Raw genomic sequence first — 14523 nt, forward strand, 5'->3', positions numbered from 1 at the left:
TAAGATAAGAACTATTCAACCGCGGCCTTCATTCGGAAAGATGAAGGCCGTTTTTTTATCGAGGACTACGCTTCAATGAGCCCCATGATCCAATTTATCCAATGGGAAATGGTTGATGCCCTGCGTCTAAATGTGTTTTCTGCCGCAACACCGTAAATATGGCTGGCTTTCATGATTTCAACAATCTTACCTTTATTGGGCACCTCTGCCTCTTCAATGTATGATAGGAAGGATGAGCGAAATGCCGCATGTGCAAGAATAGCGGCGACCAAAGCCAGCTGTCTTTTTTTGATGTCTAATTGAAAGAGTGCATTACCCTTGTCGGTAAGATAAAACAAAGGTTCTCCTCCCTCATGTGTTTTGTCAATTAATCCCAGATACCTTCCTGCATCGCTATAGTAGTTGGTCTGCCGCCTATCAAAATCATAATTTGAGGTTATTTGCTGATGGGATAGTGCCTTTTCATCAAACAGCAATTCACATAGGTTAATCACCCGTTGAAATGAATCGGCTTGAGGAAATGGAACATTGGGTTCTGCAACAACCGATGTCCGGTGCAATACGTCCAGGATGGTCTGTAAATTAATAGGGGGTTCGCCTTCATCGATGATGTATTTTTTTTGGCGATGCAAGCGCAGGGAATTATAGGTGCGAAAATCTTCAAAAACATACTCCCTGAGCTGAAAAATGCCATTCGTATACGTCAAAAACAAGGGTCTAATCGGCTTGTTTATTTGCCCATGCCAAAGCCTGAAAGGGTAATACAGCTGTCTAATCAGGAAATCTCCGGCGATGTAATTCTTTGCTTCAATAAGACTTAGGGAACGTGCGCCTTCATATCCTGCATCAATTTCGATCTGGGCATTTTTGACAGCCACATTTCTCGTTTGCCCATCCGCACAACGGACATTAAAATCGAAAGCGGAAGAGCTCATCCTGCCATTGACCGTCGCAAACAAGGTGTCATCATTGACGAAATCCTGGATAATCCCGGTGATAAAGGCGCAGTTTAACGCGGTTGACTCGCTTGTGATGTTCCTGAAATCCAAGCTTTCAATATGGCTGGGAAATTTTATTTTATGAACGGTCACATCATCATCCGGTTCAAAAGGGTGAAATGCGTTAAAAGAGGAAATTAGGTAGTTTCTTCGCGTGACAGGAAGGATGGAAAGATGATGGGCAGCAAATAAGCGGGGAAGTTGGGATTGGTGGTCAAATTTGGTCATTAACCGGGCTTCCCTAATGGCATTAATTTCGGTAGAAGTAATCAGGTAATAACCCGTTTTTTCTATTGCTTTTAGGATTTGATGCCGCTCAAACAACAACTTCCAGGCGGCCTCATTCTTGGAATCAGCCATAATTGCAGATGAGGTATTCGTCGACTTCCCCCCGTTTGGCAGCATCGGAGTTGACGGATCGGGTTGCTTTCACAGTATGGATGCGGTAATTCGCATATAAATCGCCGATAAACGGAGTAGCGGAATTAGAAAGCAAAAATTTGACACCCCTTGCATTCAACTCATCACATACATTCCGAAGGCGTATTTGGTCGTCCTCGTCCCATCCTCCCTGGACATATCCCGTAAAGTTCGCGGTTTGTGATACCGGATGATAAGGCGGGTCTAAATAAACAAAATCATTGCGGGAGGCGTCAGCTAAGGCCTTCTCATAATCAACATTCAATATCCGGATAGTCGGTGTATTCAGGTATTTACTAACGGCTTTTATCGTAGGCGCATTGATAAAATTGGGGTTTTTGTACCGGCCAAACGGCGTATTGAACTCCCCGGCACTGTTGACCCGGTACAAGCCGTTATAGCAAGTCTTATTGAGATAGATCAGCCGCGACGCTCGCCTTACAGCCGGCAAATCCGCATAGGCCGGGAGTCGATCAAGCGCCCTTATCCGATAAAAGTAGTCCGCCTCATTTTCATGCGTGACTAAGTCTTCGACTAACTCATTGGGTGTATTCCGTATGACGTTGTAGACATTTATTAACTCGGCATTCGCATCATTGATGGTCGCTCTTTTTGGCTGTAGGTGGAACAATACGGCTCCCCCACCTACAAAGGGCTCGTAATACGAACCGAATTGGGCGGGCTTCATTGAGCTAATGGCGTCAAGCAGTTGCCTTTTGCCCCCCACCCATTTCAAAAATGGTGCAACCAATTTATTTTTTGCCAAAACGTGATGCTAAGCTATTTAGTTGCAAAAATCGTAAATTTTGAGCGTAAAAACAATTATTTCACAGACTATTCGAAAGGACATTCCTCTTTCCTTTACTAATAAAATTCACAAAAAATGTGTATTTTTGCTTACCACATGATTTTTATTGATTAGGGTAAATGACGAAACAAACGACGCCCGACTTGGGTGAACAACATGAAATACAAGTTTTTGGCGCACGAGTACATAACCTCAGGGACATTGACGTAAGCTTTCCTCGTAATGAATTGGTGGTCATAACCGGCTTAAGCGGTAGCGGCAAGTCGTCGCTGGCCTTTGACACCATCTATGCAGAAGGCCAGCGCCGGTATATGGAAACATTCAGTGCATACAGCCGCCAGTTTCTGGGGGGCATGGAACGCCCGGATGTAGACAAAATTTCGGGACTTAGCCCCGTGATTTCCATTGAACAAAAGACCACCAGCAAGAATCCCCGTTCTACGGTAGGGACGATCACCGAGGTGTATGATTTTATGCGCCTGCTTTTTGCCCGTGCCGGGGAGGCCTATTCCTACGTGACGGGAAAAAAGATGGAACGCATGTCGGAAGATCAGGTCGTAGACCGCATCATCCAACAGTTTGAGGGGCAAGCAATCAATGTACTGGCGCCCGTGGTGAAGGGCCGCAAAGGTCACTACCGCGAGCTGTTTGAGCAGATCCGCAAACAGGGTTATGTGAAGGTGCGCGTGGATGGTGAATTGTTGGACATCGCCCCTAAAATGCAGGTCGACCGGTACAAAATCCACGATATCGAAATGGTCGTTGATCGGCTTATGGTCTCGGAAAAGGATCGGAAACGGCTTTACACATCGGTGATGCAGGCCATGAAGGCGGCGAAGGGCATCATCAAGGTCAGCGACAAGGCCAACAACGAATACTTCTACAGCCGTTATTTGATGGATGCAGAATCGGGCATCTCCTATGACGAGCCACAACCCAATACATTTTCCTTCAATTCACCTTATGGTGCTTGTCCACATTGTGGCGGACTGGGATACGTATACGAAATAGACCGCCATGCGGTCATTCCGGATCCAAAGCTCAGTATCGTGAAAGGTGGGCTAGCCCCGCTTGGCGAATACCGTGATACCTGGAATTTTCAGGTACTGAAAGCCATTGCCAAAAAATACGATTTCTCCCTAACTACTCCCATCGAAAAGCTCTCAGACAAGCAACTCGATACCCTGTTGTATGGTGCGGAGGAAGATATCACCGTACCGGTCACTTATAGTAGCTGGAATACGAAGGATTATAAGATTACCTTTGAGGGCATTTTCAAAATGCTTGAAGAACAAAATGAACGGCTCGGCGTCAGCGGGCAGAACCTGGATGACTACCGCGTACAGAAAGTGTGCCCGGTGTGCCAGGGTGCCCGTCTCAAGAAAGAGTCGCTCCACTTTAAAATAGGTGGCAAAAACATCCACGAGCTGGCGGTAATGGATATTACCACGCTGGCGGCATGGTTTGACGCTGTCGAGCAGCTACTGGATGAAAGGCAGCTCATCATCGCTACGGAAATCCTGAAAGAGATCCGCGCACGATTGGGCTTTTTGCTGGATGTGGGACTCAATTACCTGACGCTTGACCGTACAGCAAAAACACTTTCCGGTGGGGAGGCACAACGTATCCGGCTGGCCACCCAGATTGGCTCGCAGCTGGTCAATGTGTTGTATATCTTGGATGAGCCCAGTATCGGGCTGCACCAGCGCGACAACGAACGACTTATCAAGGCCTTGAAAAACCTGCGTGATATCGGCAATTCCGTATTGGTGGTGGAGCACGATAAGGATATGATCCTCCATGCCGATTATGTAATCGACATGGGTCCTGCAGCAGGCGCACATGGTGGGCTGGTGGTGGCACAGGGCAGACCCGAAGCCATCAAATCTGCTAATACACTCACTGCGGCATACCTCAACGGAACAAAGGCCATCGCTGTACCGGCAAAACGGCGGGCGGGCAACGGCCACATACTACATCTTTCCGGTGCCTCCGGTAATAATCTGCGCAATGTTTCCGCTGACTTTCCGTTGGGCAAACTTATCGTCGTTACCGGCGTATCGGGAAGCGGCAAGTCCAGCTTGATTACAGAAACGCTGTATCCCATCTTAAACCGACATTTCTTCCGGGCAAAAAAGACTCCCCTACCCTATAAGAAGCTCGATGGATTGCAACATGTCGATAAGGTCATCGAGATAGACCAGACCCCCATAGGCCGTACACCCCGTTCTAACCCGTCTACCTATACGGGCGTTTTTTCGGATATCCGGGCGCTTTTTGTGCAACTGCCCGAGTCCAAAATTCGGGGTTACAAGCCCGGGCGTTTTTCTTTTAACGTAAAGGGCGGACGGTGTGAAACCTGCCAAGGTGCGGGAATGAAGGTCATCGAAATGAATTTCCTGCCGGATGTGCAAGTGCCTTGCGAGACCTGCAATGGCAAGCGCTACAACCGTGAAACGCTGGAGGTACGCTATCGCGGCAAATCCATCAGTGATGTGCTCGATATGCGCATCGATGAGGCGGTTTCCTTCTTTGAAAATATCCCATCGATATATCGTAAAATCAAGACCTTGCAAGACGTGGGACTTGGTTATCTCACGTTGGGCCAATCGTCCGTAACATTGTCCGGAGGCGAAGCGCAGCGCGTGAAACTGGCCACGGAACTCTCCAAGAAAGATACGGGAAAGACCTTTTATATCCTCGATGAGCCGACGACAGGGCTTCATTTTGAAGATGTGAATGTATTGCTCGAAGTGCTCAATCGGTTGGTAGATCGCGGAAATACCGTATTGGTGATTGAGCACAACCTGGATGTCATCAAAGTGGCCGATTGGGTAGTGGATCTTGGCCCTGAGGGGGGCGCAGGTGGTGGAGAAATCCTTTTTAGCGGTACGCCCGAAGACCTGACTCAATGCAAAAGGAGCCAGACAGCACGCTTTCTTGAACAAGAAATGCGGGGAGTAGGGACGTTTTCGTAACTTCGCAGGCATGTCAGATATTATCCAACTGTTGCCGGATGCCGTAGCCAACCAGATTGCCGCAGGAGAGGTGGTACAACGTCCGGCGTCCGCAGTGAAGGAATTGATCGAAAATGCCATAGATGCCGGGGCCGATAAGATCAGGCTGATTGTGAAGGACGCCGGTAAATCGCTCATCCAGGTGATAGACAACGGATGTGGCATGAGCGTGACCGATGCCAGGTTGTGTTTTGAGCGTCATGCGACCTCCAAAATCCGCAAGGCGGAGGATTTGTTTGCCATCCGTACCATGGGATTTCGCGGGGAAGCGCTGGCTTCCATCGCGGCTATTGCGCATGTCGAACTCAAGACCCGTCGTGTAGAAGATGAGCTGGGCACATTGATTGAAATTGAAGGGGCCGAAGTGGTACGGCAAGAACCGGCAGGCCTTGCCGCAGGCACCAGCATCTGCGTGAAAAACCTGTTTTACAACATTCCGGCGAGGCGCAACTTTCTTAAAAGCAACCCGGTTGAGATGCGCCATATTGTGGATGAATTCCAGCGGATAGCCTTGGCATACCCGCATATTTTTTTCAGCCTCCATAGCGACGACCAAGAGCTGTTTCACCTGCCCGGTGAAAGCCTGAAGCAACGTATCGTGCATGTATTTGGAAACGGCTACAACCAACGGCTGGTACCGGTGGAGGAAGAAACAACCATTATCAACCTCAAGGGCTTTATTGGAAAACCTGAATTTGCGAAGAAAACCCGGGGGGAGCAGTTTTTTTTCGTGAACAACCGCTTTGTGAAAGACCCCTATCTCAATCATGCGATCGTCAAGGCTTACGAGGGCATCCTGCCGTCGGACAGTTTCCCCCTGTATGTCTTGTTTATAGAAATCGACCCGGCAAAAATTGATATCAATGTCCACCCCACCAAAACGGAAATCAAATACGAAGATGAACGGGCGATCTATGCGATTTTGCAATCGGCGGTAAAGCGTTCACTGGGGCGCTATAACATTACACCTACGCTTGATTTCAATCAGGAAACCGGTTTCAGCAATATGATCAGTCCGAAGCCGCTGGAAGAAATCACTCCGCCTTCCATTACCTTTAATCCCAATTTTAATCCATTTGACCGCGGGAAGCCCAGTGGCGGGACGCAGTCGGCAGCTATCCCACAAAATTGGGACACCCTTTATCAAATCACGGAAAAGGCCGCAGATACCCAACTAACGCTTCATGGAAAAGATGATTTATCCAATGAATATACTCAGCCGCCCAAGAAACAGCCCTTCCAGCTACATAGCCGCTATATTATTTCGCAGATCCACTCGGGATTTATCCTAATTGACCAACAAGCTGCACACGAGCGCATTTTGTTTGAGCAGTTTTGCCAGCAACTTGAAAACCGACAGGGTGCAAGCCAGCAAAGTTTGTTTCCACAGACTATCGCGCTTACCGGCTCGGATTTCCAATTGATTACCGATTTACTTCCAGACATCCAGGCGTTGGGTTTCCAGATCAGGGAGTTTGGAAAGCATACGTTTGTCGTTGAAGGTATCCCAGCAGACTTGACATCCGGTGTAAACGAACGGCAGGTATTGGAACAACTGCTGGAAGACTATAAAAACAACCAAGCAGAATTGAAACTTCCGAAACGTGAAAAACTGGCCAGAAGCTTGGCCCGGCATGCCGCTATCAAACCCGGTATGGCACTGTCGGTTGATGATATGGTCGAACTGATTGATCGGCTCTTTGCCTGCGAGATGCCAAATGTGTCATTGAATGGCAAACCGATAATCCTTACTTTTACATTGCAAGAACTATCAGCGCGCTTCGAGCGCAACTAATTGAATAATGAATAACCATGTATAACAACTCCGCATCTCCTTTTGCAGGGCTACCCCCGGTAGTCAAAAATCTGCTTATCATTAACATCATTTGCTTTGTTGGCACAATGATTTTCGAACAGGCCAACCGTTTTTTCGGCGTATACTATCCGGATTCACCTTTCTTTAAAATATGGCAGGTTGTTACTTACATGTTTATGCATGGCGGGTTTATGCATATTTTTTTCAATATGTTTGCGCTTTTCATGTTTGGGCCGGTATTGGAGCAGGTGTTAGGTTCCAAGCGATTTTTGAATTATTATTTGATTACCGGCCTTGGCGCGTTGGTGTTGCAATTTGCGGTACAGGCCGCAGAGGTTTATCAGATAACGGGCACGGTAGTCGCCAGGGGTTGGCTGCGCTTCGATATGCTTGAGGGGGTGGTGCATGGCAACCATCCTGAATTGACGCAGGGAAGTTTTGAAAAACTGGTATCTATTTATAATACCCCCATGGTGGGAGCTTCCGGCGCTATATATGGGCTTTTGATCGCGTTTGGCTACCTCTTTCCCAACACCCCGTTGATGTTGATTTTTCTGCCGGTGCCTATTAAGGCGAAATATTTTATTCCGGTCATGATTCTTATCGAGCTCTATTTGGGTATATCGCGCACGGGCACATCCATTGCGCATTTTGCACATATTGGCGGCGCATTGTTCGGATTCTTGCTCATCAAGTTATGGGGAATCAGGCGGCCCAATTATTGGTAAAATGAAACAAGCGCTGATTTTGTTATATCTTCGATGAAAACGATTAAAAAAAATTTTTGCTATATTAGCCACTGTTATCTGGAAATTACACAGGAAGCACAGCGATGAAAAGGTCATGGATTGGCGGTCTATGGGATAAGGCTTTCCGTTCAGGAAGTCCTTTATATCTGTTTATTGCTATCAACATTTTGGTGTTTGTTGGTATCAATATGCTATCGCTGATTACTGCCCTACGTTTTACGGACATCCCGTTGTCCGGTTATTTGATGTCATGGCTGCAGCTTCCGGCATCAATAACGGCATGGCTATATAAGCCGTGGACCATTGCCACCTACATGTTTACACAACAGGGGTTGTTCCATGTGCTTTTCAATATGCTATGGTTGTTTTGGCTGGGTATTATTTTCCTTGATTTTCTCAAAAAGCGGCAATTCACCTTCGTGTACCTCGCCGGGGGGCTCGCGGGCGGGCTGCTTTACCTACTGGCCTTTAACCTAATACCTATATTTAAAGCAGAAGCATTCCGAACAGTTATGATTGGTTCGTCGGCCAGTGTGAGCGCCATCGTGTTTGCAACGGCAACCCTATTGCCAGACTACACCATCCGGATGCTGTTTTTTGGCAATGTAAGGCTGAAATACCTGGCATTGGCATTTATTGCTATTGATGTGCTGGCCATTGGCGGGTTTAATGCTGGGGGAAGTATCGCACACATTGGCGGGGCATTGTTCGGCTTTGTATACATCAAACGATTACAGAACGGGCAAGACTGGAGCCGTATTTTGGGCGTTGAACGTAAGAAAAGAAAATTACGTGTTGTACGGAATGATGCGCCCCCATACGAAGAACCTTTGGTACCCAATCAGGAAGTCATCGATCGGATTTTGGACAAAATTTCGCAATCCGGTTATGAAAGCCTTACCAAAGCCGAGAAAGAAGCCTTGTTTAAAGCCAGCAAACAGGGCCAAAATGAGTACTGATGGTATCGAAACCACGTCGCAAGAAAGCACTGAATTTTTTCGGTAAGTCTGTTTTATTCGCCAATTTCCTTGCAGTCTTAGCGCTGCTGTTAAGTTATTCGGCTCCGTTTATCAATCCAAAAGCCTTTTGGCCCAGTGCCTTTTTTGGTATTGCTTACCTACCCTTGCTGATCATCAACATCGTGTTTATCGTATATTGGCTGACATTGAGGGCCCGTTACGCAGCCATTTCTTTTTTGGCCATTTTATTGGGTTGGGGCACATTGAGCAAGCATGTAGGCTTCAACAGCAAAGTGCCCGAAGCGGTAGTTGCTACGCCGGATGCCGCCCATGTCCGGCTGTTGACCTATAATGTGCATTTTTTCAGGGCTTTCGAACAGCAAGATACCGAGCTTACCATTTGGGAGGATGCCATGAAACTTATGGACAGCATTTCTCCTGATGTGATATGTATCCAGGAATACTATACCCGCCAAAAAGGGCGGTATAAAATGGTTAAAGAATTTGAACGGAAAATCAAAACGCCTTACCATTACATTTCTCCTACAGCAGAAAACGAATATGAAGCTTATGGTATTGCGATATTTTCGCGCTACCCCATTGTTGCTTCTGGCTATTTGCCTCAACATGAACTTGGCGTGAATCGGATTATCTACGCAGATATTGATAAAGGCGGCAAGATTTTCCGGGTATACAATGTCCACTTGCGTTCGTTCGGCTTCCAGAAAGAAGACTATGATTTTATAAAAAGGCCATCAAAGACCATCGAAAAAGATGCTGCCTCTACCAGACGCATCGGATCGCGCCTGAAACATGCGTTCAATGCCCGGAGTGATCAGGCCGAGATACTGCGCGAACATAGCAGGGCTTGTGAAACCCCATACATTATTGCCGGCGATTTTAACGACACACCTTTATCTTATTCGGTAAACAAAGTTTCCGCGGGATTACAGAATGCTTTCCATGAAAAGGGACGAGGCTGGGGGGTTACCTATAATGGGGATTTTCCTAATTTCCAAATCGACTATATTTTGGCAAGCAAGGAATTTAAGATACATCATTATCAAATCATCAAAGCAAAGCTTTCGGATCATTATCCCGTGTGGGCTGACGTGCAGTTTTGATTGGAACAAGGGCAGGGATAACAAAAAACGGAGAACCGCCTCTTTCGATTTGAATCCTCCGTTTTTAACCTTAATTACAACCGTAGCTGTAATTTAGGCATCAAGTCTTAGTCATTGTCGGCATCTGTCCTATGCTTGCCAAGAGGCTGCATTTACATGATGCAATTTTGCCATTCGTTGCTTTCCCCGTGGGGACTGCGATAATGCACAAAATCCACTGCGTATGTTTTGATTGGGTTGCTCCTTTTTCAAGGCAGCGAACAAATCTCCATCGGCATGATACCGCTAAGAGCCAATCCATCGCTAAAGCCATCCGGAATAACAGCCTTTCGGCATTACTCCATCTTGGATACTTTATTATGGGCGATTCAAAGAACTCCGTACTTGATATTGACTAAGGTAAGAACAAAAAGTATCGGTGTCAAGGAAAAGTGATTTATTTTGTTAACAAGTTTTCCACCTTTGAAGCCGCTTTTATCAACAATGCTTCGGGGTCTATATGCGCCGTTTTGGGTTGAATAAGGTATTAATTGCAAATAGAAATCTATCTTATCCACATGTTGGTTAAGTAAACTTATCAACAATTTAGTGTTAAGTTTGTCGCTATGTCCAGTTGTTTTCGTCATTTAAACCCCCGTTTTTTAAAAAACGTCACGAGAAAAAGTCGTATTTTTATACCTTCATTTGGATAAGGAAAGTAGGTTACTGATGGCGGCATCCCGCAAAATTTTTGTGTTAGATACTTCGGTCATTTTGTATGACCACAATGCGCTGAACAATTTTCAGGAGCATGACGTGGCTATTCCAATACAGGTACTTGAAGAACTCGACAATATGAAGGGGGGCAATGAAACAAGGAATTTCGAAGCCCGTGGTTTTATTCGATTGATTGATAGTCTTTCCAAGAAAAAACTCATCAACCAATGGGTGCATCTCAATGGGCAAACCAAAGGAAAATTCAGGGTCATCCTTTCAGGGAATCCCCAGCGTACTGACGCAGCGGCGATCTTTGGGAATGAAAAATATGACCATCAGATCATCAATGCCGCACTTATTCTGATGGAAGAAAACCCGGAAAAGAAGGTTGTCTTGGTTTCAAAGGATATCTGTTTAAGGCTTAAAGCAAAGGCGTTGAACCTGATGGCAGAAGATTACGAAACAGGAAAGATAAAAAATGTAGCGGAGCTCTATACCGGCAAGACCGTACGGAGGGATCTGCCTGACGAGTTGGTGGAGGCCCTGAAAAACCGGACAACCATAGCCGTGGAAAATATGCCCTTCAATCACATTGGAGCCAATCAATTTTATGTGCTGAAGCAACACCGTAAGACGTTTCATGCTTTTTACCATAAAAGCACGCAGACATTAGCCCCGGTATCAACAGCCCCGGTATTCCGCATCAAGCCCAGAAATCCGGAGCAGGCGTTCGCGCTCCATGCCCTGCTTGACCCCGCTATCCGCTTAGTGAGTATCCAAGGCAATGCGGGCACGGGAAAGACGCTGCTGGCATTGGCGAGCGCGTTGGAGCAGCGGAAGAATTACCGGCAAATTTATATCACGCGTCCGGTTATCCCATTGAGCAATAAAGAAATTGGGTTTTTGCCGGGGGATGCTAAATCCAAAACGGATCCGTTTCTTGCTCCTATCTGGGACAACCTCCGTTTCATCAAAGAGCAATATGCGGATGATGAAAAGATGCTTGAAAAGATAGATGAACTAATTGCTACGGAAAAAATAGCGATTACGCCGTTGGCTTTCATCCGTGGGCGCACGCTTACCAAAATTTTCTTTATTGTAGATGAAGCCCAGAACCTGACGCCCCATGAAATCAAGACGATTATTTCCCGGGCGGGTGAACATACCAAAATTGTCTTCACGGGCGATATTTATCAAATTGATACGCCTTACCTTGATGCCGAAAGCAATGGACTGTCGTATCTCATCGAAAATGTGAAAAACCATCCCCTATACGCCCACATCACCCTGCAAAAGGGCGAACGTAGCGAGTTGGCCAATTTAGCGAATGATTTGTTATAGCGTGGCAATGCGCCATTCTTTGGGGTAATAATTGTTGATGCGGGCGGGAAGTACCTTCACCCAGCCTAAGGGCGTGCCCTTATAGGAAGCCAGTGCCCAGCCCTTGGGGCCATTCGGATCATGCATTGCAGGAAGATTGCCTTTGCGGAGGTATTCCAAGGCGTATTCTTTATCCAATGCCAGTTGGGGAAGGTCGGGGTGCTGTGCGTTGCTCAATGCCAGATCATGTGCAGGGATAAGTTCGCCTTTGGCCGGGCGACCCACGCGTGTGCCAGCATTGCGCAAGTAGAGCATATCCCGCAGGATACGCAGATCCGCCTCACGTCCCTTGGGCAAGATGTGCAGGTCGTCTCCTACCGTAAACGAAAAGAAAGCGTCGCTTTCAGCAAGCCAATTTGTTAGCACCATGGGTGCAAGGGCTTTTTCCGTTTTTACCTTACGCTGATCAAAGGAAGACTGCGGGGCAACTTTGCGGAAAGCCGCAAGGTAAAAACCCTCTCCGCGCAACTTGTGCGGATAAAAGCGGTAGCCTGGGCAGGCATGTTTTTCCGATAGTGTTTGTTCGATTCCCCAGCCCTCGTCTATCGGGATACCGATCGGCTCCATGCCCTGCGTATCACATAGCCAATCGGCTATCTCTTCGTTTTCTTCCACCGAATATGAACAGGTGGAATACAAAAGGATGCCCTCCTCCTTCAGTGTGGGCAGGCTATCAGCAAGGATGCGCCGCTGGCGTTCGCTGCACAGCATCACGGCTCCTTCAGACCATTCGGCGATGGCCGCGTGGTCTTTGCGGAACATGCCCGAACCTGAACAAGGGGCATCCACCAACAGCATATCCACGTAGCCGGGCAAATGCCTGAATGCCGACGGATCGTTGTTCGTGACAACGGTATTGGTATGCCCCCAGCGAACAAGATTGTCGGCCAGGGTGGTCACCCGGGTCTTGATGAGTTCATTGGCGATGAGCAAGCTATCTGGATGCAGGTACGTATTCAGCAGCGTGCTCTTACCGCCGGGTGCGGCACAGAGGTCTAATGCTACCAAGGGTCGCTCGTCCAATGCCAGCTTGCTTATCGCATGGGCAATAAACATGGAGGAAGCTTCCTGTACGTAGTAGCAGCCGGCATGGAATAGCGGATCCAGCGTGAATACAGGCCGTTGTGCAAGGTAAAACCCCTTGTCGCACCAAGGCACACGTTCAAGGGATGCGGTATCCACGTTATTTGCCTTCGCCGGATTAATCCGGATGGACGTAATGCCTCCTTCCTGTTCATGTATGGCCTCAAAAGCCACAGTGTCAAACCCGGCCAGGTTGCCTAATCGGCGAACTAACGCAGGTGGTATGATGTTGCTCATGTGGATACAAACTTAAGGATTTAATGGCTACCCTCTTGCGTATATGCATGAAAAGAAATACTTTCGGATCTTAAAGAATCAATACATGGAACCACCGCTCATGGAAGAACCCGTCTACCAAGTCCCTGCCCGCTTCCGTTTTACGGAAAATTTGCACATTGTCTTTTGGTTAATCAAAGACATCAGCTGGGCGATGCTTTGGCAGCCATTGGGAATGGTGATGATTATTCCAACGCTGTTATTAGCCGTCCGGATCACCATCCAGACCCGATACATCAAAAGCGAGCTGTACCACAACTTGGCCATTTTATGCTGGATATGCGCCAACTGCACGTGGATGACCTTCGAGTTTTTCTGGCCGGAATACGATTTCCTTCGTTATTATACAGCCATACCATTCAGCTTTGGCATCGGTTTTATTTCCTATTATTATTTTGTCCTTTTGCCGGCGGCCGGAAGACACACTGCGGAAGCTGTGGAAAAAATTGACGTTACACCTTGAAATGACACGCCTTTGTCCTGCTAACATAAACTTAATACGAATTGCATATTAACTTTAGTTAACCCCGCTATTTTTGTTTGTGAAACATATCCTTGTGTGGTTTAAAAAACAACATTAAGTTTGTTGATACCAAGGATAACCCTGCAATTCAAAATTAATTAGGTTATTGTTTGCTATGTCTACTCCTGTCGATCCAGCGTTGATTACCCGTTTGCGGGATGGGGAGGAAGCTGCTTTTCGCGCGATTTATGATCAGCTGCATGGGCAGATTTATCGGATGATATTGGCCTTGGTCAAGGACACAGCGAAGACCGAAGAGCTTTTGCAGGAAACATTTGTTTCCCTGTGGCTGAACAGGCAGAAGCTGGATGCTGAGCAACCACTGTACCCTTATCTTTACCTGACGGCCAAGCGGCTTGCCATAGACCATTTCCGGAAAAAATTGGTAGAAGCCAATGCCTCAGATTATGCGAAAAAATCTGTAGCCAACAGCACAAACAATACCGAAGAAGCGGTTTTTTTTGAAGATCTCAATCGTTTTGCACGAGAAACCATCAATGCCTTACCGATGCAGCAGCAGCTGGTCTTCACGCTAAGCAGGGATGAGGGGCTCTCGTATGACGAAATAGCCGAACGGCTTCAGATTTCTCCCAATACGGTAAGGAACCACATGGTCAGCGCATTAAGGACGCTGAAACTCCGCTTTACCCAACATGGTATGATTTATTCCTAAA

Annotated in this window: 11 protein-coding genes; 8 read left to right on the top strand and 3 right to left on the bottom strand. The window is 47.1% G+C overall.

Features of this window, described 5'->3' with window-relative positions; translation table 11 throughout:
- Nucleotides 1-65 precede the first annotated feature (65 nt).
- Both BMW65_RS14035 and BMW65_RS14040 read right to left on the bottom strand, forming a co-directional pair.
- Nucleotides 66-1358 carry a type II restriction enzyme gene (locus BMW65_RS14035; RefSeq protein WP_090606292.1) on the bottom strand — a complete coding sequence of 431 codons (1293 nt, stop codon included), beginning with the start codon at nt 1356-1358 and terminating at the stop codon, nt 66-68.
- Complete coding sequence (locus BMW65_RS14040) at nt 1351-2184, bottom strand: DNA adenine methylase (protein WP_090606294.1); 834 nt, start codon at nt 2182-2184, stop codon at nt 1351-1353. Before BMW65_RS14040 ends, BMW65_RS14035 begins: the two co-directional genes overlap by 8 nt.
- A gap of 161 nt (nt 2185-2345) precedes the next feature.
- Here BMW65_RS14040 and uvrA point away from each other — a divergent pair, with 161 nt between their 5' ends.
- The 6 genes from uvrA to BMW65_RS14075 all read left to right on the top strand — a co-directional run bounded on the left by uvrA (nt 2346) and on the right by BMW65_RS14075 (nt 11928).
- Nucleotides 2346-5204 carry an excinuclease ABC subunit UvrA gene (uvrA, locus tag BMW65_RS14045; RefSeq protein ID WP_090606295.1) on the top strand — a complete coding sequence of 953 codons (2859 nt, stop codon included), beginning with the start codon at nt 2346-2348 and terminating at the stop codon, nt 5202-5204.
- A gap of 10 nt (nt 5205-5214) precedes the next feature.
- The gene (gene mutL / locus BMW65_RS14050) at nt 5215-7038 is read left to right on the top strand and encodes a DNA mismatch repair endonuclease MutL (protein ID WP_090606297.1); all 1824 of its coding nucleotides are present in this window, start codon (nt 5215-5217) and stop codon (nt 7036-7038) included.
- Between the two features lie 17 nt (nt 7039-7055).
- Complete coding sequence (locus tag BMW65_RS14055) at nt 7056-7787, top strand: rhomboid family intramembrane serine protease (RefSeq protein WP_090606298.1); 732 nt, start codon at nt 7056-7058, stop codon at nt 7785-7787.
- 104 nt (nt 7788-7891) lie between these two features.
- Nucleotides 7892-8767: a rhomboid family intramembrane serine protease gene (locus tag BMW65_RS14060; RefSeq protein ID WP_090606300.1), complete on the top strand. Its 876-nt coding sequence runs from the start codon at nt 7892-7894 to the stop codon at nt 8765-8767.
- Entirely contained in the window at nt 8767-9891 is a 1125-nt protein-coding gene (locus tag BMW65_RS14065) for an endonuclease/exonuclease/phosphatase family protein (protein ID WP_090606302.1), read from the top strand. Before BMW65_RS14060 ends, BMW65_RS14065 begins: the two co-directional genes overlap by 1 nt.
- 708 nt (nt 9892-10599) lie before the next feature.
- Entirely contained in the window at nt 10600-11928 is a 1329-nt protein-coding gene (locus tag BMW65_RS14075; RefSeq protein ID WP_090606305.1) for a PhoH family protein, read from the top strand.
- Here BMW65_RS14075 and BMW65_RS14080 read toward each other — a convergent pair.
- Entirely contained in the window at nt 11923-13287 is a 1365-nt protein-coding gene (locus tag BMW65_RS14080; RefSeq protein ID WP_090606307.1) for a methyltransferase RsmF C-terminal domain-like protein, read from the bottom strand. The genes BMW65_RS14075 and BMW65_RS14080 overlap by 6 nt on opposite strands.
- 85 nt (nt 13288-13372) lie before the next feature.
- On the opposite strand from BMW65_RS14080, the gene BMW65_RS14085 reads away from it, so the two are divergent.
- Nucleotides 13373-13789 (top strand): hypothetical protein, encoded by a 417-nt coding sequence (locus BMW65_RS14085; protein ID WP_218145414.1) that lies wholly within the window; start codon nt 13373-13375, stop codon nt 13787-13789.
- A 175-nt stretch (nt 13790-13964) separates the two neighbouring features.
- Nucleotides 13965-14522, top strand: a complete 558-nt coding sequence (locus BMW65_RS14090; protein WP_090606308.1) for an RNA polymerase sigma factor — start codon at nt 13965-13967, stop codon at nt 14520-14522.
- The last annotated feature ends 1 nt before the right edge of the window (nt 14523 follow it).

This window comes from Parapedobacter koreensis (assembly GCF_900109365.1).
Taxonomy (GTDB): Bacteria; Bacteroidota; Bacteroidia; order Sphingobacteriales; family Sphingobacteriaceae; genus Parapedobacter; species Parapedobacter koreensis.